The following is a 23,850-nucleotide window of genomic DNA, read 5'->3' as shown; positions in this document are numbered from 1 at the left end:
CAGATAAATCGTATTTTGTTAACAATTAAATTATACATTGTTGTCAAAGTGGTTAAAATGGCATGTTTTTTGTAGGGATTGATACTGTAAATTAAAAATTAAGCAGATAGAGCATTGGAGAAACATATGCGTATCGTGATTATTGGCGCAGGAATTGGTGGGTTATCAGCAGGTATTTTGCTTAAAAAATATGGGCATGACGTCACGGTATATGAGCAAGTTGAAAAAATTCTTCCAGTGGGTGCAGCCATTTCTGTATGGTCAAATGGGGTAAAATGCCTGAACTACATGGGATTACAGACACAAGTTGAAAAACTTGGCGGTATTATGGATCGTATGGCTTATGTGGATGGCTTAAATAATGAGATCATGACGCAATTTGGCCTACAGTCGCTGATTGATGAAGTTGGACAGCGCCCTTATCCGGTGTCCCGTGCCGAATTGCAAAATATGCTGATGGATGAATTTGGGCGTGAAGACATTCATCTGGGTGTTCGCTTGATTGGTATTGAAGATCATGGTGACAGTATCACGGCTGAATTGTCTAATGGTACTAAAGTGGAAGCGGACTTATTAATTGGTGCCGATGGAACCCATTCTTATGCACGTGAATATATTTTAGGTAAAAAAGTTGAACGTCGCTATGCTGGTTATGTCAATTGGAATGGTCTGGTTGAAATCGATGAAAGTATTGCGCCAGCAGATCAATGGACAACCTTTGTTGGCGAAGGTAAACGTGTTTCCTTAATGCCAATTGCAGGCAATCGTTTCTATTTCTTCTTTGATGTGCCTTTACCTGTGGGCTTGGGCAACGATAAAGCTGAATATAAAACTTTATTAAAAGAATATTTTGCTGGCTGGTGTGAACCGGTACAGAAATTGATTGATCAAATTGATCCGCAAAGAACCAACCGTGTAGAAATTCATGATATTGAACCATTCTATGAATGGTACAAAGGTCGTTGTGTGATTCTTGGTGATGCGGCACACAGCACTACACCGGATATTGGACAAGGTGGATGTCAGGCGCTGGAAGATGCTATTTACTTAACCCGTTCTTTACAGATCAATACCAATAGTCTTGCCGATGCCTTACAACGGTATCAAGATATGCGTAGTCCTCGTGCCAATGAATTGGTCTTACGTGCACGTAAACGCTGCGATGTGACTCATATGAAAGATGAGGCAGAAACCACAGCATGGTATGAAGAGCTACGTCATGAAGACGGTGAGCGTATCATGAAAGGGATTATCAGTAATATTATTGGCAATCCATTAGACTAATTTTAATGATTTTATAAGTTCTTATTTTCTCCTGAGATCACCTATATTCTTTATAATGTGGTCTCTTTTTTATCAATTGATAGCAAAATGTCTGAACAATGCATCTGTCAATCAGGGCAAGATGATGAAAACTGTTGCCAACCTTTTCATCTTGGGGAGCGATACCCGGAAAATGCGGAACAATTGATGCGGTCACGGTATGCAGCTTATGTGCAGAAAAATATTGACTATATTGTGACAACAACTGTTCCGGCTCAGCAAAAATCACTTGATAAAGAAGCAATGCTGCAATGGAGTGAAGAAACCCAATGGGATGGGTTAGACATTATTCAGCATCGTCCAAAAGTCGATAAAAATCATGCACAGGTTGAATTTAAAGCTTATTATCTAACAAGTGAAGGACGGCAGTTTCATCATGAATTATCCACCTTTACATGTATTGATGGACGGTGGTATTTTCTGGATCCAACCGTAGAGATCGCTTTGACCATGAAGCAACCCTGTTTGTGTGGATCAGGTAAAAAATTTAAGCAATGCTGTGCACCCTATCTCTAACTACTTTTTAGCTAAACTCGGCTACAATAGCGTAATTTTAAAAAGCCTGATGATGTAACGCATGTTGCTGACCATTATTTATATTATTGCCATTACTGCTGAGGCAATGACCGGGGCACTTTCCGCAGGTCGTCGTAGTATGGACTGGTTTGGTGTTATTTTGATTGCCAGTGTGACTGCTCTTGGTGGCGGTTCAGTTCGTGATGTGTTGTTGGGACATTATCCTCTCACTTGGGTAAAGCATCCTGAGTATTTGGTGCTGACGACTTTTGCAGCATTATTCACTATTATTATTGCCAAATGGATGAAGCATTTACGTAATATTTTCCTATTACTCGATGCCTTGGGTTTAATTGGTTTTACAATTATTGGATGCCAGATTGCCATCCAGATGGGACATGGCTTTGTGGTTGCTGCGGTTGCAGGTGTATTAACCGGGGTGTCAGGTGGTATTTTGCGTGATATTTTGTGTAACGATGTACCGTTGGTCTTCCGTCGTGAACTTTATGCCAGTATTTCCTTTGCTGCGGTAGTATTTTACTGGATTTGTTTCCACTATGCACGCTTGAATCTTGAAGCGACAGTTATTTTTACCCTGATTTTTGGCTTCACTTTACGTGTGGTTGCCATCTATTTTGGTCTGGAAATGCCCAAATTTATCTATCAGGAAGATGATGAAAGTTCCGCATCTTCAACGGATGAGCATTAAGTCACCAGATATTTTATCTTTTGAGCAAGATTTTTGCTTAAGCAATCCAATCTATATTTGATGGGGGAAGTTCTATGGATTTGATCAGTCGGGTACAGCGTATCCCAGTCGGTAAATTCCATTACACCTTATTGTGGATGATTGGACTGGGCTGGATGTTCGACGCTATGGATACGGGCATGATTTCCTTTATCATGACCGAACTTGCTTCGGATTGGTCTCTTGATGCCAAGCAAAAAGCATCTATTGTGAGCCTTACTTTTGTTGGTATGGCTATTGGTGCGGTGGTGGCAGGCGCAATCGCGGATAAAATTGGCCGAAAAACTGTTTTTGCAGCGACCTTGTTTATCTATAGTATTGCAACGGCACTCTGTGCTTTTGCACCAGATCTGACCTGGCTCTTGCTATGCAGATTTATCGTTGGTCTGGGACTGGGTGGACAGTTACCAGTTGCGGTATCTCTGGTCAGTGAATATATTCCGGCACAGGTCCGTGGTCGTTTTATTGTATTACTTGAAAGTTTCTGGGGTTTGGGCTGGCTGGTTGCCGCACTGGTCTCTTACTTTTTTATTCCAAAATTTGGCTGGCATGCCGCTTTTTTAATTGGCGGTTTACCTGCACTTTATGTATTCGTGATCTGGAAAAAAGTTCCGGAATCCATTCCTTATCTCATTAATCGTGGTCGTTTGCAAGAAGCTCACCAGATTGTCTGTAAAATGGAAAAACAGGCAGGATTACCCGTTTTCCAGCAAATTAAAGCCATTCCAGTTGCCACACAGAATAATGTTTCCTTTCGTCAGCTCTGGTCCAAACCATTATGGAAACGATCCTTAATGCTTTGGCTGATCTGGTTTGGTGTGGTTTATTCCTATTACGGTATATTTACTTGGTTACCCAGCCTTTTGGTGCAAGAAGGCTATACCATTGTCAAATCCTTTGAATATGTTCTGGTCATGATTCTGGCACAATTGCCGGGGTATCTTGCTGCCGCCTGGTGTGTGGAAAAATTTGGGCGTAAATTTACATTAGCAGGATTTATTGCAGCATGTGCTGTTTGTGCTTATTTTTTTGGGAATACTGGGTCAGTGACCATGATTGTAGTTTGGGGCTGTCTATTATCTTTCTTTAATCTAGGCGCATGGGGTGTGGTTTATACCTATACACCAGAACAATATCCGACAAATATCCGTGCCTTCGGTTCGGGTTGGGCTTCGGCAATTGGTCGTATCGGTGGTATATGCGCTCCGATTGTGGTGACGGCCATGATGGACTTGCCGAATAGTTTCCATAACGTATTTCTGATGTTTACCGCCGTGTTAATGGCAGTCGCATTGGTGGTTCTGATCTTGGGTGAAGAAACTAAAGGCAGAACATTAGAGTCAATTAGTCAATAATCAGCAGTCTAATAACCGCCGTTATCATCCAAGATGATCTTTGGATGTTAGTTCCATCTATCTTTATGTATTTTCAGGTGTACTTGCAGATACATTCCGAGCTACTTCATTTATGCATACTGGCAAGTTTCTTGGATTGGTTTTTATACAAAGCCAGTCCCATCTTCTGCATTTGACGACCATTATTCTCTAAAAAATGTTTTAATTTTGGAATGCGTTTGGCACCTGTGTACAGTACCACATTACGTGCGATCAGATAGTAAGCAAACCATGCAGCAGGACGGTTAGGCAGCCCAAGACTTTGCATGCGTTTCTTGCCAATAAAGAATTGGGTGATTTCCAAATGTTGACGATAGGCTAATTTTTGCTGCAATGATCGTAAATAACGATATTCGCGTTCAAACGGCTCTTTAGACAAACTTGCGCCTAATGCAGCACTGCTGGCATCAGATTTTGGATGGCTGAACTGCAACCAATACATAAAGCGCCAGCCTTCTGATTCCTTTTTGACTTGCCACTGTTCTTCTACGCCCATCAACCACCCGACATAACGCCAAAAATGTAGATAGTCATCCACTTCAGCTTTATTGGGGAAAATACCTAAACCTCGTATCCCAAGTAATACGACACTGCTAAATGCTATATTAGTCATCGCGAGATCAAATTGATTAATTGGGACGCCCCATGTGTCGGCATCCCAACGTTCGGACTTTTTGAGTTGATGGCGAACTAAAGCATGAATAAAACGAACATAAATGGTTGAGCTAAAACCATGATTATAGCGCTCTAGGCCATTACGTTCGGTAATGTCAATCCACCATTTTGTGGTTTCTGCCAGACGTGTACCTACTTGCTGTTTTAAAGCCCCAGTCAGTATCAAAGGCTGATTAAAGCCGGGAAACATATATCCAGCCATGAGTGATACATCTCTAAGCACCAAACCATTATTGATGCCTAGTCGATAAGTAAAATCAATTGCTCGATTAATCTTGTCGTCATCAACCCAACTTGGCTTGGTTTCCACATGGCGAAAAAAACTGTCTAGTTCTGGAATATTCTCAGGAAGTGCATCCAGTCCTTTGAATAGGGCAGTTTCAAAATACTGACGATGCTGTTTGGGATTCTGCATCACCCATTCAATGACTGCCTCCATTGGCCCATCACCTTTGGACAATGCTTGTTGCAAAGCAGAATAGTCTTGGGCGGTTGGCTGTACAGGTTGATCACAAAGCTTATTGAGGACTTGGGCAATCCAGTCACTTTTTTGAGTTGCTTCAAAGGGGACAAGACGGGACGGGGATGATGTATACATTGCAATATGACTCAGCTTGTTATTTAATCACAGCTTAATATGAATAATTATTCGCATTCAATTCGCATTTCTAGAGGAGCGCTGTATGAGAAAAAGACCGCAGCAACGCCGTGCCAAAGTGGTGGTAGAAAGTATTTTGGAAGGTGCGCAAAAATGCATTGCTGAATATGGCATCATTCATGTTACTACGCCAAAAATAGCTGAAAAATCTGGGGTGAGTGTTGGTTCGATCTATCAATACTTTGAAAATAAAGAGCAGATCATTTCCGAGTTACTACTACAAAAAAGTGAGCATTTGGGGCAAGGCTTAAAACAACTGGTGATGACGCAGTCCGACGTTGATATTCGGGACATCATCACATTAAGTATTGCGTTTGGCTTTGCCACACTAAAAGCTGATCATGGCTTTTTTATTGAAATTCTAAAGAACTGGCATACCTATAATGATTCTGAAGCTTCGGAAGTACTTGAGCGGCATTTCTTTGAAGTGGGTATGTATGTGTTTAATCGCTATTATCAACACTGGAACTTTGAAACCTTAAAGCATAAATCATTTGTCATCATTAACAGTACCTTATTCACCATGATGAGATATGCAAGCCAAAGTAATTTTTTAATTGAAGAAGAGCGGTTAAAACACGAGTTATCAGTTATGATCATGGCTTATCTGGGAATTGACAAATAACTGCTGATTTAATGATCTTTATAATATTAATAAAAAACAATAACTTAAAAAATATTGGTATGTTAATCAAGCACACGATAAAAAAATATCTGATAACCGCTTGCAACCGTTCTGGAATGCTGTAGAATGCACATCCATCGGCGGTGATGCAGATTAAAACTTGTTGAAAAACAGGGTGTTAGTTGGAACTTAAGGGTTTTTATTAATATTTGGTTTGAAGGAATAAGTTTAGAAACAATCGAAATTACTAGTTGACTTTAAAGAGATTTAGAGTAGAATAGCCGACCTAGCTTGCTGGTGACGAATCAGTAGGAAGATCATTAAGAGCATAGAAGAACAACTTGTGTGGATTTTTACTGGTTGGTTGATGAATATATTTCATTAATTAATTGGTTTAAATTACTCGAAGTTTATTTGAGAATATTTAAGTCAGTACGATTGATGAGCAAGAATTGGTACCTTTTCTATAAATAAGGTACAAAATGATTTTAACTGAAGAGTTTGATCATGGCTCAGATTGAACGCTGGCGGCAGGCTTAACACATGCAAGTCGAGCGGGGGAAGGTAGCTTGCTACCGGACCTAGCGGCGGACGGGTGAGTAATACTTAGGAATCTGCCTATTAGTGGGGGACAACGTTTCGAAAGGGACGCTAATACCGCATACGTCCTACGGGAGAAAGCAGGGGCTCTTTATGACCTTGCGCTAATAGATGAGCCTAAGTCGGATTAGCTAGTTGGTGGGGTAAAGGCCTACCAAGGCGACGATCTGTAGCGGGTCTGAGAGGATGATCCGCCACACTGGGACTGAGACACGGCCCAGACTCCTACGGGAGGCAGCAGTGGGGAATATTGGACAATGGGGGGAACCCTGATCCAGCCATGCCGCGTGTGTGAAGAAGGCATTTTTGTTGTAAAGCACTTTAAGCGAGGAGGAGGCTCTTTAGGTTAATACCCTGAATGAGTGGACGTTACTCGCAGAATAAGCACCGGCTAACTCTGTGCCAGCAGCCGCGGTAATACAGAGGGTGCGAGCGTTAATCGGATTTACTGGGCGTAAAGCGTGCGTAGGCGGCCAATTAAGTCAAATGTGAAATCCCCGAGCTTAACTTGGGAATTGCATTCGATACTGGTTGGCTAGAGTATGGGAGAGGATGGTAGAATTCCAGGTGTAGCGGTGAAATGCGTAGAGATCTGGAGGAATACCGATGGCGAAGGCAGCCATCTGGCCTAATACTGACGCTGAGGTACGAAAGCATGGGGAGCAAACAGGATTAGATACCCTGGTAGTCCATGCCGTAAACGATGTCTACTAGCCGTTGGGGCCTTTGAGGCTTTAGTGGCGCAGCTAACGCGATAAGTAGACCGCCTGGGGAGTACGGTCGCAAGACTAAAACTCAAATGAATTGACGGGGGCCCGCACAAGCGGTGGAGCATGTGGTTTAATTCGATGCAACGCGAAGAACCTTACCTGGCCTTGACATACTAAGAATATAGCAGAGATGCTTTAGTGCCTTCGGGAACTTAGATACAGGTGCTGCATGGCTGTCGTCAGCTCGTGTCGTGAGATGTTGGGTTAAGTCCCGCAACGAGCGCAACCCTTTTCCTTACTTGCCAGCATTTCGGATGGGAACTTTAAGGATACTGCCAGTGACAAACTGGAGGAAGGCGGGGACGACGTCAAGTCATCATGGCCCTTACGGCCAGGGCTACACACGTGCTACAATGGTCGGTACAAAGGGTTGCTACACAGCGATGTGATGCTAATCTCAAAAAGCCGATCGTAGTCCGGATTGGAGTCTGCAACTCGACTCCATGAAGTCGGAATCGCTAGTAATCGCGGATCAGAATGCCGCGGTGAATACGTTCCCGGGCCTTGTACACACCGCCCGTCACACCATGGGAGTTTGTTGCACCAGAAGTAGCTAGCCTAACTGCAAAGAGGGCGGTTACCACGGTGTGGCCGATGACTGGGGTGAAGTCGTAACAAGGTAGCCGTAGGGGAACCTGCGGCTGGATCACCTCCTTAACGAAAAGTTGACTGATCGGTAAGAATCCACAACAAGTTGTTCTTCTAGAAGATGTATCGCAAGGGTCTGTAGCTCAGTTGGTTAGAGCACACGCTTGATAAGCGTGGGGTCACAAGTTCAAGTCTTGTCAGACCCACCAAGTTAACTGATGAAGTGGACAGGTTAAGCGATACATAATGATATAAGCTGGGGACTTAGCTTAGTTGGTAGAGCGCCTGCTTTGCACGCAGGAGGTCAGGAGTTCGACTCTCCTAGTCTCCACCAGAACTTAAGATGAGTTCGGATTGCAGAAATTAGTAAATAGAGATTATAGGTCTTGTTTATTAACTTCTGTGATTTAAGTATCACGGTATTAGCTTGGTATCGACGAGATATTAAGTTATTCATTAACAGATTGGCAAAATTGAGTCTGAAATAAATTGTTCACTCAATTATTTATTTAAACAAGCAATTGTTTAAATTAAATGAATTGAGAACTAGCAAATTAACTGAATCAAGCGTTTTGGTATATGAATTTAGATTGAAGCTGTATGGTGATTAAATTCACAGTACTTCAAACTGTAAAGTTGATTGTTCTACTTGTAGGGACAAGCGACTGTTTGGGGTTGTATAGTCAAGTAATTAAGTGCATGTGGTGGATGCCTTGGCAGTCAGAGGCGAAGAAAGACGTGATAGCCTGCGAAAAGCTTCGGGGAGGCGGCAAATATCCTGTGATCCGGAGATGTCTGAATGGGGGAACCCACCTACTGTAAGGTAGGTATCAATAACTGAATACATAGGTTATTGAGGCGAACGAGGGGAAGTGAAACATCTCAGTACCCTTAGGAAAAGAAATCAATTGAGATTCCCACAGTAGCGGCGAGCGACCTGGGAAGAGCCCATTAAGTTGAGTGTGTATTAGCGGAAAGCTCTGGGAAGTGCTACCGTAGAGGGTGATAGTCCCGTACACGAAAGTGCACACTTGATGATGACGAGTAGGGCGAGGCACGTGAAACCTTGTCTGAATATGGGGGGACCATCCTCCAAGGCTAAATACTCCTGACTGACCGATAGTGAACCAGTACCGTGAGGGAAAGGCGAAAAGAACCCCTGTGAGGGGAGTGAAATAGATCCTGAAACCGCATGCATACAAGCAGTGGGAGCACCTTTTTGGTGTGACTGCGTACCTTTTGTATAATGGGTCAGCGACTTATATTCAGTAGCGAGGTTAACCGCATAGGGGAGCCGTAGGGAAACCGAGTCTTAATAGGGCGTATAGTTGCTGGGTATAGACCCGAAACCAGGCGATCTATCCATGAGCAGGTTGAAGGTTGGGTAACACTAACTGGAGGACCGAACCCACTGTCGTTGAAAAGCCAGGGGATGACTTGTGGATAGGGGTGAAAGGCTAATCAAGCCTGGTGATAGCTGGTTCTCCCCGAAAGCTATTTAGGTAGCGCCTCGGACGAATACCATAGGGGGTAGAGCACTGTTTCGGCTAGGGGGTCATCCCGACTTACCAAACCGATGCAAACTCCGAATACCTATGAGTACTATCCGGGAGACAGACTGCGGGTGCTAACGTCCGTAGTCAAGAGGAAAACAATCCAGACCGCCAGCTAAGGTCCCAAAATCTATATTAAGTGGGAAACGATGTGGGAAGGCATAGACAGCTAGGAGGTTGGCTTAGAAGCAGCCACCCTTTAAAGAAAGCGTAATAGCTCACTAGTCGAGTCGGCCTGCGCGGAAGATGTAACGGGGCTAAAATATAGTACCGAAGCTGCGGATGCATAATTTATTATGCGTGGTAGGGGAGCGTTCTGTAAGCCGATGAAGGTGTATTGAGAAGTATGCTGGAGGTATCAGAAGTGCGAATGCTGACGTGAGTAACGACAAAACGGGTGAAAAACCCGTTCGCCGAAAGACCAAGGGTTCCAGTCCAACGTTAATCGGGGCTGGGTGAGTCGACCCCTAAGGTGAGGCCGAAAGGCGTAATCGATGGGAAATTGGTTAATATTCCAATACTTCTGTGTAATGCGATGAGAGGACGGAGAAGGTTAAGTCAGCCTGGCGTTGGTTGTCCAGGTGGAAGACAGTAGGCATGCATCTTAGGCAAATCCGGGGTGCTCTATGCTGAGAGTCGATAGCAAGCTGTACTTGTACAGTGAAGTGGCTGATACCAAGCTTCCAGGAAAAGTCTCTAAGCTACAGTTACACAGGAATCGTACCCTAAACCGACACAGGTGGTCAGGTCGAGTAGACCAAGGCGCTTGAGAGAACTCTGCTGAAGGAACTAGGCAAAATGGTACCGTAACTTCGGGAGAAGGTACGCTGCTGATGGTGACGGGACTTGCTCCCCGAGCTGTTGGCAGTCGCAGAAACCAGGCCGCTGCAACTGTTTATTAAAAACATAGCACTCTGCAAACACGAAAGTGGACGTATAGGGTGTGATGCCTGCCCGGTGCTGGAAGGTTAATTGATGGGGTTAGCGTAAGCGAAGCTCTTGATCGAAGCCCCAGTAAACGGCGGCCGTAACTATAACGGTCCTAAGGTAGCGAAATTCCTTGTCGGGTAAGTTCCGACCTGCACGAATGGCATAATGATGGCGGCGCTGTCTCCAGCAGAGGCTCAGTGAAATCGAAATCGCTGTGAAGATGCAGTGTACCCGCGGCTAGACGGAAAGACCCCGTGAACCTTTACTGCAGCTTGACACTGAACTTTGACCTTACTTGTGTAGGATAGGTGGGAGGCTTTGAAGTGCGAACGCTAGTTTGCATGGAGCCAATCTTGAAATACCACCCTGGTAATGTTGAGGTTCTAACTCTGTCCCCTGATCGGGGACGAGGACCGTGTCTGGTGGGTAGTTTGACTGGGGCGGTCTCCTCCTAAAGAGTAACGGAGGAGTACGAAGGTGCGCTCAGCGTGGTCGGAAATCACGCGTAGAGTATAAAGGCAAAAGCGCGCTTAACTGCGAGACCCACAAGTCGAGCAGGTACGAAAGTAGGTCTTAGTGATCCGGTGGTTCTGTATGGAAGGGCCATCGCTCAACGGATAAAAGGTACTCTGGGGATAACAGGCTGATACCGCCCAAGAGTTCATATCGACGGCGGTGTTTGGCACCTCGATGTCGGCTCATCTCATCCTGGGGCTGAAGCAGGTCCCAAGGGTATGGCTGTTCGCCATTTAAAGAGGTACGCGAGCTGGGTTTAGAACGTCGTGAGACAGTTCGGTCCCTATCTACCGTGGGCGTTGGAAATTTGAGAGGATCTGCTCCTAGTACGAGAGGACCAGAGTGGACGAACCTCTGGTGTACCGGTTGTCACGCCAGTGGCATCGCCGGGTAGCTATGTTCGGAAGGGATAACCGCTGAAAGCATCTAAGCGGGAAGCCTACCTCAAGATAAGATTTCCCTTGTGCTTAGCACACTAAAGAGCCGTTCAAGACTAGGACGTTGATAGGTTGGATGTGGAAGTGTAGTGATACATGAAGCTGACCAATACTAATTGCTCGTGAGGCTTGACTATACAACACCCAAACAGTTGTATTATCAATCTGATTTCATATAATCAATACTTGATTTAGTTAACGCTAAACAATACAATTTCAGACCCAATACAGCCCAATCTGTTTAAGATTTGGTGAAAGATCGGCATGTTTAATACAGTTAAGACCGAAAAAACACCATAACAGTTGTGCTGGCGACAATAGCAAGAGTGAACCACCTGATCCCTTCCCGAACTCAGAAGTGAAACCTCTTCGCGCTGATGGTAGTGTGGGGTTACCCATGTGAGAGTAAGTCATCGCCAGCTCATTATTCAAAACCCCCAAGCTGATGCTTGGGGGTTTTTTTTAGTCTGCGCTTAAATTCGCGTTTTATTAAGAGAGTTGCCGGCGTGCATGCTTAAATGCAGTTCTTAGGCCTTCTTCCAACGTCGGGTGATAATAAGGCTGTGCTAATAAATCGGATAAAAAAGTTTTACCTTGTGTAGCTTAAGAAGTAAAATTTCGTATTAGTTTCTTCGTGAGGATTTGGTTTTTTAAAGAAAGTATTATAAATAACTGATAAGTATTATATGGTTATAGATGCTATAGTAGATTAATGTATTAACATAACAATTAAAATTCTTTTCTAGCACGTTGCATTTATATATTATTGTAGATATTATTGAAGTAGGCATGATATTTGCTATTAGTTTTTTCTTGTGTAGAGTAAATTTATGAAGTTATCTGTAGGTTTAAAAGTAGCCAATACTTTGTCGCTTACGCCTCAGTTACAGCAAGCCATTAAACTTTTACAGCTTTCTTCTCTCGAGTTGGAGCAAGAAGTTCAAATTCAATTGGATAGTAATCCATTATTAGAAAAAGTTGACGATGATTTTTCTTCGGTTGAGAAGGAAGAACAAATCGATCAGTCCACCCAAGATGAATTTAAGAATGATAATCTTCCTGATGATTTACCTGTAGATACCAATTGGGATGAAATTTATACCAATCAGTCTACTGCGTTGGCAACGCCTGAATACGAAGAAAGAGAAGATAATCGTTCATCATCAGTAAGTTTATCAGATCATTTACTATGGCAAATTAATTTATTGCATTTGTCCGAAGTTGAGCAAATTATTGCATATTGTATTGTTGATTCGCTTGATGAAAGTGGTTATCTGGATTGTGAAATCGAGGAAATTTTATTTGCAGCCCAACATCTACTTGAACAGGCTGATATTCAGGAAGAAGTTGAATTAGACGAAGTCATGGTGGTGCTAAAATATATTCAACGTCTTGATCCTGTCGGTGTGGCTACGCGAAATCTGGTTGAATGTTTATCCATACAACTTGAAAGTTATGACCAAAATTTAACTTTAAAAGAAAATACAAAAAAATTACTGGAACATGCGAGTTTGTTATTAACCAATGATGTGAATCGTTTGATGAAACAAACTCAGTTAAGTCTGGAGCAATTAAAGCAGGCAATGGCTTTATTGAAGTCATTTGATCCAGCGCCTGGTGCAAAATATCAGGAAAAAGAACAGGAATATCAAACACCGGATGTGATATTGCAAAAGAAGAATGAACGTTGGCAAGTGTTTTTAAATCCGGATGTTTTACCAAAATTACGTATTAATCCTTATTATGCGGGTATGATCAAACGTGCTGATCAAAGTGCGGACAATCAATATTTAAAAAATCAAATGCTGGAAGCGAAAAACTTTATTAAAAGCATTGATGAGCGGCATAAGACCTTATTAAAAGTGGCGACTTGTATCGTAGAACATCAGCGTAATTTCTTTGAGATTGGTGCTGAGGGCATGAAACCTTTGGTTTTACGTGATGTTGCTGATGAGGTTGAGTTGCATGAATCAACAGTTTCTCGTGTTACGACCAACAAATATATTCTGACACCGCGTGGTTTATTTGAATTGAAATATTTCTTTTCTAGTCATGTCGGTACTTCTAGTGGAGGAGAGTGTTCCTCAACGGCGATTCGCGCTATGATTAAAAAATTGATTGCAGTAGAAAACCCTAAAAAACCTTTATCTGACAATGCAATTGCAAAACTTTTACAAGAAGAAGGAATTGATGTGGCGCGTCGTACTGTGGCGAAATATCGTGAGTCTTTAAATATTCCTGCATCTTCTGATCGAAAAGTCTTGATTTAAAGTTTTAACTGTGATTATTTAGAAGAGTACTTTTGGTACATTCAATCAATAGGAGTTAAACATGGTTAAATGAATTTGCTGGGATCATTGTATCTTTTGCCATTTGATCATGTTTGATGAATACATCATGGGAGGTGGTATTATGCATATAACAATCCGTGGACATCATTTAGCAATCACACCTGCAATTGAAGATAAGATAAAAGCACAATTTGAAAAACTAACCAAGCATATCGATCAAGTGTGTAGTATGCAGGTCAAATTACAAAAAGATCATCGCTTAACATCACGTAGCCATAAAGGTCAGGACAATCATAATGCCGAGGTAATTTTAAGATTGCCAGGTAAAGAGCTTTTTGCTCAGGCATCTGCCGATGATATGTATCAGGCCATTACTCTATTATCAGAAAAATTACGCCGTCAATTGGCCAGATATAAATCGCTTAAAGTTGCAGCATAGTTTTTGTGGGATAAATAAGGGTGACAGTGTCGCCCTTATTTATTTTCATAGAGTTTTTGTAGTCTGAATCAAAGTTATAGTAAACTAATCGGCTTTAGTCGCAGACTTAAATGATTTAGAGACCACAGCAATGAATAGTGAACAGCTTTCACAAATATTACAGCAAGCCTTTCCGCAAGCCGAAATACATGTTACAGGTGAGGCAGGAAAATTTGATCTTCGTATTGTAAATTCTGAGTTTGAAGGTAAAAGAACTGTGGCTCGTCAACAAGCCGTATATGCACCCTTGAATGAATATATAGCCTCTGGTGCAGTCCATGCAGTGAGCATACGTGCAATGACTCCGGAAGAATGGCGCAAAGCTAGTATGTTTGGAGCATAAGATTGCATGGATAAATTTTTAATTCGTGGTGGTAATGTTTTAAATGGCGAAGTTAAAATTTCTGGGGCAAAGAATGCGGTATTACCGTTACTGGCTGCGACAATTTTAACTGATGAACCGATCACTATTACCAATGTGCCTAATCTTAAGGATGTGAATACCCTAATCAAGCTGATTGCGGGTCTAGGTATCACAATCTCCTATGAAGGTGATACAGTTAAGGTTGATAGTAGCACTTTAGATAATCAATTTGCGCCATACGATCTGGTTAAAACCATGCGAGCTTCTATTTTGGTTCTCGGTCCTTTATTGGCACGTTATGGTCAGGCCAAAGTATCGTTACCAGGTGGTTGTGCGATTGGTTCCCGTCCTGTCGATCAGCATTTAAAAGCATTGGAAGCATTGGGTGCAAACATTGAAGTCGAAGCAGGCTATGTCAATGCGACAGTAGATGGTCGTCTCAAAGGTGGCGAAGTAGTGTTTGACATGGTCACTGTAGGTGGCACCGAAAATATCCTGATGGCGGCTGTTTTGGCTGAAGGCACCACGATTATTCGCAATGCAGCATGTGAACCTGAAATTACTGATTTGGCCAACTTATTAATTAAAATGGGTGCCAAAATTGAAGGATTAGAAACACATACCTTAACTGTGACAGGTGTTGAGCAGTTACATGGCTGTAAATATCGTGTGGTTGCAGATCGTATTGAAACAGGTTCTTATTTGGCAGCGGCGGCAATTACCGGTGGTAAAATCAAAACCACACATACCGATCCTAACCTGATGGAATCTGTACTGGAAAAATTCGAGGAAATGGGTGCCGAAGTAACCCGAGGTGAAGACTGGATCGAACTGGATATGCAGGGCAAACGTCCCAAAGCAGTTAGTTTTCGGACCTTACCTCATCCGGATTTTCCAACGGATATGCAGGCGCAACTTATGGCAGTTAATTCGATAGGTCGTGGCTTTGCGACAGTATCGGAAACCATTTTTGAAAACCGTTTTATGCATGTCCCTGAATTGTGTCGTTTAGGTGCCAATATTCAGGTTGAAGGTAATGATGCAGTTGTGACGGGTGTCGAAAAATTACAGGGTGCTCCGGTCATGGCAACTGATTTACGTGCTTCATTTTCTTTGGTGATTGCCGCATTGGCTGCCGAAGGGGAAACTATGGTTGATCGTATTTATCATATTGACCGTGGTTATGAAAATATAGAAGCAAAATTACAGGCATTAGGTGCCGATATTCAAAGAATCAAAGGCGAATAGATCATGCAACAAGATGATTCGATCATGGGTAACTTTGATCACGGTTTAACTTTGGCATTAAGTAAAGGTCGGATTTTAAAAGAAACTTTACCATTGTTGGCAGAAGCAGGCATTGAATTACTGGAAGATCCAGACAAATCGCGCAAGCTGATCTTTCTGACCACAAATCCGAATGTACGCATTTTGATTTTACGGGCCAGTGATGTGCCTACTTATGTAGAAAATGGTGCAGCCGATTTCGGTGTGGCGGGTAAAGATGTATTGATGGAATATGGATCTGAAAATGTTTATGAACCACTCGATCTGAAAATTGCCAACTGTAAATTAATGACTGCCGGCAAGGTCGGTATGGTTAAACCTCAAGGCCGTCTGCGGATTGCCACCAAATATGTCAATTTAACTCGTCAATACTATGCCAGTCGTGGTGAGCAAGTTGATGTGATTAAACTGTACGGTTCAATGGAACTCGCACCGCTGGTCGGCTTGGGACATTATATTGTCGATGTGGTTGATACGGGTAATACTTTACGTGCTAACGGTCTGGAACCACTGGAAGAAATCTGTAAAGTTTCTTCGCGTTTAATTGTTAATAAAGCCAGTTATAAACGTAAGCAACATTTATTACAACCTATTTTGTCGGATCTAGAACAGGCTGTCCAATCAAGACAAAAGTAAAAATCCATCAAGAAACAGTGTATCAATCACCACAAGTGCATAGAAAAAATGTAAAATATATTTTTTATGTCAACGTGTGGAAAGATTGATGCGCCGTTTGTCAACTCAAGATCAAAACTTTAAACAGCAATTTGCCGACCTGTTAGCCTTCGAAACTGTCAATGATCCGGAACTGTTAAAAACAGTTGATCAAATAATTGCTGATGTTCGTGCCGATGGTGATAAACATGTTTTGGCGTTAACCCAAAAGTTTGATCGACATCCAGCCCAACATTTTTCCGATCTGGAATTAACCCAGACCCAGTTAAAAGCTGCTTTTGATGGCTTAGATGATGAAGTGCGACAAGCATTGGAAATGGCTGCCAATCGTATTCGGTCCTTCCATGAGGCACAAAAACAGGACGGCTGGACCTATGTTGATGCTTTAGGCAATACACTCGGACAAAAAATTACGCCGCTGGATCGGGTTGGGATTTATGTACCAGGTGGTTTGGCATCTTATCCTTCTTCTGTATTGATGAATGCTGTGCCTGCCCACGTTGCAGGTGTACAGGAAATTATCATGGTGGTACCTGCACCGAATGGTGAATTAAATCCACTGGTTTTGGCGGCTGCTTATCTAGCGGGTGTACATCGTGTTTTTACCATTGGTGGTGCACAAGCTGTGGCGGCATTGGCCTATGGTACGGAAACGATTCCTCAGGTTGATAAAATCACTGGACCAGGGAATCGTTTTGTTGCTGCGGCAAAACGCGCTGTGTTTGGTCAGGTCGGGATTGACATGATTGCCGGTCCGTCAGAAATTCTAGTCTATGCCGAAGGCGAAAATAATGCCAAATGGCTGGCGATGGATGTGTTATCACAAGCTGAGCATGATACGGTAGCACAAGCGATTTTTATTACGCCTGATGAGCAATTATTGAACGCTGTAGCAGAAGCCGTAGAAGAACATCTGGCCAATTTACCTAAAGCAGAGATTGCCCGTACATCAATTGCCAATCGTGGTGCTTTGGTTCTGGTGAAAGATCGTGATGAAGCGATTGCCTTAATTAATCAGGTTGCACCCGAACATCTTGAGCTATGTCTTGATGATGCAGAGCAGATGAGTCAGGAAATCCGTCATGCCGGTGCGATTTTTATGGGACGTTATACGCCAGAAGCGATTGGGGATTATTGTGCTGGACCGAACCATGTTTTACCGACATCGGGAACTGCGCGTTTTTCATCACCATTAGGAGTGTATGATTTTCAAAAACGAACCAGTTTGATCATGTGTTCCGAGCAAGGTGTAAAATCTCTGGCAAAAACAGCGGATATTCTGGCACAACAGGAAAACCTGGATGCCCATGCCCGTTCAGCACGTTATCGTTATCAATAATTCAAAATCATTTCAGACATTTCCTCTCCGTTCGGAGAGGGCTTAATGTTGGCATAAGAGAATCTAAAAATGACTACCTTTACCGAACAGCAAAAGCGTTTCTGGAGTCCGCAGGTGCGTGAGCTTGAGCCCTATGTGCCAGGTGAACAACCAAAAATTCAGAATTTACTGAAACTCAATACCAATGAAAATCCTTATCCACCTTCGGCAAAAGTTGTGGAAGCTGTCCAATCAGTTTTAGCCGATCAGGCAGATGTATTAAAACTTTATCCTGATCCTGATGCCACGCTGTTAAAACAGGCGATTGCCAGACAACAACATGTGGAGCTTTCACAGGTATTTGTCGGTAATGGTTCCGATGAAGTTCTGGCACATATTTTTAAAGCATTTTTTGTGCAAGATAAACCTTTATTGTATCCTGACATTAGTTATAGTTTTTATCCTGTTTATAGCCAGTTTTTTGCTTTAACTACGATTGAAGTGCCATTGACCAAAACGTTTGAGATTAATATTGCCGATTATCATCAGCCAAATGGCGGTGTTATTTTGGCAAATCCGAATGCGCCTACAGGACGGGCAATTACTTTAGATCAAATTAAACAATTGCTAGAACAAAATGCTGATTCCGTTGTGGTGATCGATGAGGCTTATGTCGATTTTGGTGCAGAATCTGCGGTAAGTCTTGTCAATCAATATGACAATCTGGTGGTCTGTCAAACCACCTCAAAATCGCGTTCACTGGCCGGTTTGCGTGTCGGTTATGCGATTGCTCAAGCGCATTTGATTGCTGCACTTGAAGCAGTAAAAAATAGTTTTAATTCCTATCCGATAGATCGCTTTGCCATTGCTGCCGCAGTAGCTTCTTTTGATGATCAATCTTATTTTGAACAGCAATGTGAAAAAGTGATTGCCAATCGTAAGCAACTGGTTGCCAAGATGCAGCAATTAGGTTTTGAGATTTTACCGTCCAAAGCTAACTTTGTTTTTGCCACACATCCGCAACATCAAGCGATTGATCTTGCCAAAGGTTTACGCGAACAGGGTGTGATTGTGCGACATTTTAATCGTCCACGTATTGATCAGTTTTTACGGATTACCATTGGCACGCTTGAACAAAATCAGCGTTTGATTGACAGTTTAAAACAGATTCTGTAATACATATGACAAAGCATAGTTTTTGAATCATGGGAACTATGCTTTATTTTATTCGCTATATTGATTTAAAAAATCCAGTAAAGCTGAAACCTTGTCCATACATTCTTGATATTCGGCATCGACTTGTGATGCAACAGTGATTCCACCACCAGCCCAGACACTTAATTGATCTCCATAGCGTTGAATGCTACGAATTAGGATATTAAAGCGTCCGGTTCCATCATAATTAAAATAACCCAAGCTACCACAATATGCACCTCGTGCATTGCCTTCAATTTCATCAATAATTTGCATGGCACGTATTTTCGGTGCGCCGGTAATCGAACCGCCGGGCAGGGCAGACAACAAAACCTCCAAAACATTGACATCATCTTTTAACTTTGCCTGAATCTCGCTCACCATATGATGGACTTGTGCAAAACTTTCAATTTCAAACAGGCAGGGAACCTTTACTGACCCAGTCTGTGCATAAACACTTAAATCGTTACGCAATAAATCGACAATCATTAAATTTTCTGCCTGATCTTTTTCTGAATTTGCCAATTGCTGTTTTAATTGCTGATCCTGCTCTGGATCTTGATGTCGGGGCAAGGTTCCCTTAATTGGGCGAGTTTTTAAGATACGATTGGGCTGGAATTCAATAAATAACTCTGGTGAGCAGCTGAGTAATTCAAAGTTTTCAAATTGAATATAACCGGCAAAAGGAGCTTGACTCAAGTGCATTAGGTCGGAGACTAAAGCAGATAAACCTCCTGATATAACCTCGCCGCAAAACTCTTGGGTTAAATTAATTTGATAACAGTCTCCAGCATATAAATAGTCCTGCACATGTTGAAAAGCCTGATCATATTCGGTTTTGGACCAGCGTGGCTGCATATTTTTTTTAAGTTTGAAAGGAATAGCTGGTTTGATTTCCTGACAATGTTGCAGTTCATGAATTAAATTTTGAATTGCTGGATGATCGATTAAATTCTTTTCTGCAAACAGTACCCATTGATGATCAACCCATTTGATAAAAATATCATATTCTCCAACAATTGCAGTAGGTTGCTGAATGGGATGTTGTTGTTCAATGTGTTGTTGCGCGGCATAATCATAAGAGATAAACGCAATATATCCACCTTGAAAGGATAAATCTGCTGAATTTATCTGATTATCATAAAAGTTCATTTGGAGCAATTGTGTCTGTGTTTGTTCTACATAATCAAAATCTGCCTGTCGATAGAAGATTTTGTCTTGATCTAGAATGTGCAAGTATTTTGGATAAATTGCAAAAAAAGGCTGATTCTGATCTTGTAAAAAGACAAAGCCAAATTTTTGTAATAGAAGGGGCTTTAACTGAGTAAAAGATATGGATTTATCTAACTGAAAAATATCAATAATCACGACAAACAGTATCAACTTAAAAGGAGATAGATAGTTTACCTTTGTTTCGGTAATTTGCAAAAAATACCGTTTATCGGGTTATGCCAAAACAGCTTTGTAAAAGCTTGATTAAATTGTGTGCCTATTGTAACTTTAGCGTCACAGGAATGATAATTCGTTATCTATAATTATCTAAAACAACAAACATGGATATTTATAGAATTCGAGTTTTTGGGAAGTAAAAAAACACTCTAGGAGAGTATGTAATGAAATTATTTACAAAAATTGCTTTGGTTTCTGCGATGGCGATCAGTGCCAATGCTATGGCATCTCAATTGCAAGCATTGGATGATGAAACATTAAGTGCAACTACGGGTCAGGATGGTATTTCAATCCAAATTTCTGCTCCAACTTCTGGTTCTATTACCATTGATAAAGTCAACGTCCATGATACCGATGGTTTTGGTACTGCAACGGCTGGTGCAATTACTTTAGGTAATCACTTTGATAGTGCTAATCAAGTTAAAGTTAACTTAGGTGCAGGTACAACTATTGGGGTGGATATTGATGCAGGTAAGAATGGAAGTAACGCAGCAACTTTAAATGTTGCAATCACTTTGCCGTCTTCTTTCAGTATTGATACTGGTGATATTGGTGTCCAAGGTTCTTCAGGTAGTGCCGCTGATTATGGTACAGCAGATTCTTTAGTAGGAACAAATACCAAAATTTTGGATACAATGAATATTGCGCTTGGTGGTACAACTCTCAATGTTCAATTGGGGCATGAAGAACAAGGTGCAATGATTAAGTTAACTGGAACAATTGCAAATGGTATTACAATTTCCAATTTAGCTCTTAATGATGATAATGGGGCCCCAATAGCGAATGGTGGTACTGAGACAGCAGGAAGTTTAAATATTGGTACACTTAAAATTACTGATAGTGGTGTAACAAGTTTAGGCCTTAATTCTGATATTGATATTGATGCGACTGGTCTAATCATCAAAGATAACTCTACGACCAAAAAAGATATTATCATTACACGTCTTGGCTTAGGTGATGTAGCTGGGCCTAAAATTGGTGATGTTGAAGTATTGGGTTTAAGTACTACAGGTATGGGTATTCGCGTTTCTGGTAAGTAATTTGATCTTAATAAAAACTGCTCCATACTTGGGGCAGTTTTTATTTGTATGAGGCGATGATGTTCGCAAATATGAACGTGTTCAAAATTCTATGTTAATGGTCATATTCGCGAACGCTTTGCGCCATATATGGCTCACCATCCATCAAAAGCATCTTGAGAAATAATATTTTTCATCGATCAAGCCGATATAGATATGCTTTATATGAAAATATTACGTATAAGAGTAATTTAAATTACAAATATATTGTGCAATACGTCGCAAAACTATTTTAATTGTATGCAAAATTAATTATATTCAGAGACAGCTAGGTCAATGATTCGCCGGGATGGTCAAGATATCATTGAATGAGAAAATAGAGTTAGGATGCTCGAAGATGAAAAAAATAGCGATATTGTTTTTTATATTATCCTCCTCGACAGGATGGGCAATGCAGGCAATGGATGATGCTGCAATGACACAAGTCACTGCGCAGGATGGTGTTTCGATAGATATTCAGCTTCCGGACTCAACTTTAAGCTTTAATCAGGTCAACTTAGTTGATACCGATGGTACAACTGATAGAAATCAGGCGGCCTCATTGGTTATTGCACCTACCACAAATACTTCGACTCAAGGTGTACGTTTCTTTACTGCATCCGGTACTGTTACGCAACAACCAATTTCTATTAATATTGATGCAGGTGCAAATACGGCAGATCAGGCCACAGCCAATATTAATATATCTTTACCATCAGATTTAAGCAGGATTCGAATTAACCCGTTCTCTGTTTATCTCGCTCCAGGGAGAGGTGAGATTTTTACTGCCAGAAAGGTTGATGCGAGCACAACGAATAGTGTTCGTACCAATATTAGGGAGATTTTACAGATTGGTGAGCAGGGAGTGGATGTTGTATTTAAATCAGGTGAGATCGTTGGATTTAATGTACAGTTTGGTCATGAGGATCAGGGACATTTATTAAAATTTAGTAGCGGTACCCTGTTGTGTGTGGCAAATAATGCAATGTGTGTTACTGGGAATAATGATGATGGAAGTAATCCAATTCAGGTTCATAGCGTTGATGGATCAAGTTTAAAATTTGGCTTTAAATTATCAGCAGCGAATCAAACTACAGGTTTGCGTCTCTATGATCATGATGGCGCTGGTGGGTTTAGCGGTTTTTATGGTGATATTGATGATCAGGGTTTTTTAATCGGGGCTGATGGTACGATGGATAAATTTGATCTGAATATCAGTAATGTCATTATGGGAAATAAGGGAAGTGCTACGATTTCTCAATTTAATAATCTGAATAATGGATCAATGGGTAATTTTGGTCTTAATGGTGTTGCAGTGAGCGACTTTAAAGCAACAATACGTGGAATGTAATTTTTTAATACTTATTGTGTGATTCAATTTGTAAATTGCATGCAAATAGTAAAAAAATTAGTGTTTTTATTCTAGAAAAAAGGTATCTTGTAATTAATTTAAGGGACAGTGCACCAGTGAATGGTCGCATAAACACAGGACTTGGTGACGCGTTTAGAGTTGCCTAAAACAAAAAAAGAGTTTCTATGTTGCTTATTACGTTAGGTTCTGCATTGATTTACCATTTTGCAACCGATGCATTTGAGGTTGCAGATCAACCTGCTGGTACTGTGTATTACACAGAAGTTCTGGATGGCCGGCAAAATAGTTATACCCGCAATCATCGTGAATCAGTGCAAATTACCCCCGCAGCTGTCGATCAATTTCGAGGTATTGTCAAGCAAGCCTATGACTATAGTTGTGGTTCGGCAGCATTAACTACGCTATTAAATGGTTATGCAGGCACTAATCTGACAGAAAAACAAACCATGGATGGCTTGTTACGTTATGGCGAGTATGCACGAATTATCGAACGACGTAGTTTTTCACTGCTTGATATGAAACGTTTTGTCACAGCGCTTGGTTACTCAAGTGGTGGTTATCGGGCTGAACTTAAAGATCTTATTGCATTGGATAAACCAGTTATTGTGCCTATTGCATATGCCGGTTTTAAACATTTTGTAGTGTATAAAGGTTACGCCGAAGGCCGGATCTATGTCGCAGATCCTGCGTTGGGTAATATCAGCTTTAATGCTGATCGCTTTGCCGAAATTTGGGACAATAATACGTTATTCATGGTTGAGTTGGCAGAGTATCAAAAGCCTAATAATGTACTGGTATTAAGTGAAAATGATATGCGTCATGTCGATGATGCAACAGTCAATAAGTTTGCTTTTGTCGATTTGCAATATCCGGAGCATAAATTTGAAAAATTGGCAGATAATGCTGCAACAATGCGTAGGGTACTAGATGCAGATCCCAATTCCACTAACTATGGTAAGCCAATAGATACATATATGCGTATGTATTATAAGCGTAAGTGATTGTAGTAAATAAAAATTATTGAAAAGGTA

17 protein-coding genes, 2 tRNA genes, 3 rRNA genes and 1 pseudogene are annotated in these 23,850 nt (G+C 41.6%); 20 read left to right on the top strand and 3 right to left on the bottom strand.

What is annotated here, in order from left to right:
• Positions 1-126: 126 nt before the first annotated feature.
• The 4 genes from hpxO (at position 127) to niaP (ending at position 3,942) form a co-directional block, all read left to right on the top strand.
• Positions 127-1,284 (top strand): FAD-dependent urate hydroxylase HpxO, encoded by a 1,158-nt coding sequence (hpxO, locus tag CAP51_RS08580; RefSeq protein WP_087620314.1) that lies wholly within the window; start codon positions 127-129, stop codon positions 1,282-1,284.
• An 87-nt stretch (positions 1,285-1,371) separates the two neighbouring features.
• Complete coding sequence (locus CAP51_RS08575) at positions 1,372-1,839, top strand: YchJ family protein (RefSeq protein ID WP_087620313.1); 468 nt, start codon at positions 1,372-1,374, stop codon at positions 1,837-1,839.
• A 61-nt stretch (positions 1,840-1,900) separates the two neighbouring features.
• The gene (locus tag CAP51_RS08570) at positions 1,901-2,548 is read left to right on the top strand and encodes a trimeric intracellular cation channel family protein (protein WP_087620312.1); all 648 of its coding nucleotides are present in this window, start codon (positions 1,901-1,903) and stop codon (positions 2,546-2,548) included.
• 74 nt (positions 2,549-2,622) lie between these two features.
• Positions 2,623-3,942, top strand: coding sequence for a niacin transporter NiaP (gene niaP / locus CAP51_RS08565; RefSeq protein WP_087620311.1), 1,320 nt, complete (start codon positions 2,623-2,625; stop codon positions 3,940-3,942).
• Between the two features lie 106 nt (positions 3,943-4,048).
• Here niaP and CAP51_RS08560 read toward each other — a convergent pair whose 3' ends face one another.
• Positions 4,049-5,254 carry an oxygenase MpaB family protein gene (locus CAP51_RS08560; protein ID WP_087620310.1) on the bottom strand — a complete coding sequence of 402 codons (1,206 nt, stop codon included), beginning with the start codon at positions 5,252-5,254 and terminating at the stop codon, positions 4,049-4,051.
• Positions 5,255-5,339: 85 nt separating this feature from the next.
• On the opposite strand from CAP51_RS08560, the gene CAP51_RS08555 reads away from it, so the two are divergent.
• The 6 genes from CAP51_RS08555 (at position 5,340) to rrf (ending at position 11,755) form a co-directional block, all read left to right on the top strand.
• On the top strand, positions 5,340-5,939 hold the full coding sequence (locus CAP51_RS08555; protein ID WP_087620309.1) for a TetR/AcrR family transcriptional regulator: 600 nt from the start codon (positions 5,340-5,342) through the stop codon (positions 5,937-5,939).
• A 489-nt stretch (positions 5,940-6,428) separates the two neighbouring features.
• Positions 6,429-7,966 (top strand): 16S ribosomal RNA (locus tag CAP51_RS08550).
• A gap of 63 nt (positions 7,967-8,029) precedes the next feature.
• Positions 8,030-8,106 (top strand) — tRNA-Ile (locus tag CAP51_RS08545).
• A 49-nt stretch (positions 8,107-8,155) separates the two neighbouring features.
• Positions 8,156-8,231, top strand: a tRNA-Ala gene (locus tag CAP51_RS08540).
• A gap of 347 nt (positions 8,232-8,578) precedes the next feature.
• A 23S ribosomal RNA gene (locus CAP51_RS08535) occupies positions 8,579-11,470 on the top strand.
• 170 nt (positions 11,471-11,640) lie between these two features.
• Positions 11,641-11,755, top strand: a 5S ribosomal RNA gene (gene rrf, locus CAP51_RS08530).
• Together the 16S, 23S and 5S rRNA genes with 2 tRNA genes alongside form the textbook arrangement of a ribosomal RNA operon.
• Positions 11,756-11,822: 67 nt before the next feature.
• On the opposite strand, the pseudogene CAP51_RS17455 reads toward rrf, so the two are convergent.
• Positions 11,823-11,915: pseudogene (locus CAP51_RS17455) on the bottom strand (hypothetical protein); the annotation flags it as partial.
• 248 nt (positions 11,916-12,163) lie between these two features.
• Between CAP51_RS17455 and CAP51_RS08525 the strand changes: the two are divergent.
• From CAP51_RS08525 to hisC, 7 genes are all read left to right on the top strand, one after another.
• Complete coding sequence (locus CAP51_RS08525) at positions 12,164-13,603, top strand: RNA polymerase factor sigma-54 (protein WP_087620308.1); 1,440 nt, start codon at positions 12,164-12,166, stop codon at positions 13,601-13,603.
• Between the two features lie 142 nt (positions 13,604-13,745).
• Positions 13,746-14,063, top strand: coding sequence for a ribosome hibernation-promoting factor, HPF/YfiA family (gene hpf, locus CAP51_RS08520; protein ID WP_087620442.1), 318 nt, complete (start codon positions 13,746-13,748; stop codon positions 14,061-14,063).
• A gap of 130 nt (positions 14,064-14,193) precedes the next feature.
• A complete protein-coding gene (gene ibaG / locus CAP51_RS08515) occupies positions 14,194-14,445 on the top strand; it encodes a BolA family iron metabolism protein IbaG (protein ID WP_087620307.1) in 252 nt (83 codons plus the stop codon).
• 6 nt (positions 14,446-14,451) lie between these two features.
• Entirely contained in the window at positions 14,452-15,714 is a 1,263-nt protein-coding gene (murA, locus tag CAP51_RS08510) for a UDP-N-acetylglucosamine 1-carboxyvinyltransferase (protein ID WP_087620306.1), read from the top strand.
• Positions 15,715-15,717: 3 nt separating this feature from the next.
• Entirely contained in the window at positions 15,718-16,389 is a 672-nt protein-coding gene (hisG, locus tag CAP51_RS08505) for an ATP phosphoribosyltransferase (protein ID WP_087620305.1), read from the top strand.
• 76 nt (positions 16,390-16,465) lie between these two features.
• A complete protein-coding gene (gene hisD, locus CAP51_RS08500; protein WP_171294756.1) occupies positions 16,466-17,767 on the top strand; it encodes a histidinol dehydrogenase in 1,302 nt (433 codons plus the stop codon).
• A gap of 69 nt (positions 17,768-17,836) precedes the next feature.
• Positions 17,837-18,922, top strand: a complete 1,086-nt coding sequence (gene hisC / locus CAP51_RS08495) for a histidinol-phosphate transaminase (RefSeq protein ID WP_087620303.1) — start codon at positions 17,837-17,839, stop codon at positions 18,920-18,922.
• A gap of 48 nt (positions 18,923-18,970) precedes the next feature.
• Here the strand turns inward: hisC and pabB are convergent, their stop codons facing one another.
• Positions 18,971-20,302, bottom strand: a complete 1,332-nt coding sequence (gene pabB, locus CAP51_RS08490) for an aminodeoxychorismate synthase component I (RefSeq protein WP_425426779.1) — start codon at positions 20,300-20,302, stop codon at positions 18,971-18,973.
• A 251-nt stretch (positions 20,303-20,553) separates the two neighbouring features.
• Between pabB and filA the strand changes: the two genes are divergently transcribed.
• The 3 genes from filA to filB all read left to right on the top strand — a co-directional run bounded on the left by filA (position 20,554) and on the right by filB (position 23,820).
• Positions 20,554-21,429, top strand: a complete 876-nt coding sequence (gene filA / locus CAP51_RS08485) for a putative pilus system protein FilA (protein WP_087620302.1) — start codon at positions 20,554-20,556, stop codon at positions 21,427-21,429.
• Positions 21,430-21,805: 376 nt separating this feature from the next.
• Entirely contained in the window at positions 21,806-22,798 is a 993-nt protein-coding gene (locus CAP51_RS08480) for a DUF6160 family protein (RefSeq protein WP_140404419.1), read from the top strand.
• Positions 22,799-22,983: 185 nt separating this feature from the next.
• Positions 22,984-23,820 (top strand): putative pilus system C39 family peptidase FilB, encoded by an 837-nt coding sequence (gene filB, locus CAP51_RS08475; RefSeq protein ID WP_087620300.1) that lies wholly within the window; start codon positions 22,984-22,986, stop codon positions 23,818-23,820.
• The last annotated feature ends 30 nt before the right edge of the window (positions 23,821-23,850 follow it).

Origin of the sequence: Acinetobacter populi (genome assembly GCF_002174125.1) — a bacterium.
GTDB classification, from domain to species: domain Bacteria; phylum Pseudomonadota; class Gammaproteobacteria; order Pseudomonadales; family Moraxellaceae; genus Acinetobacter; species Acinetobacter populi.
Note: the sequence above shows the minus strand (reverse complement) of the source record. Positions and strands in the feature narration are given on the sequence as shown.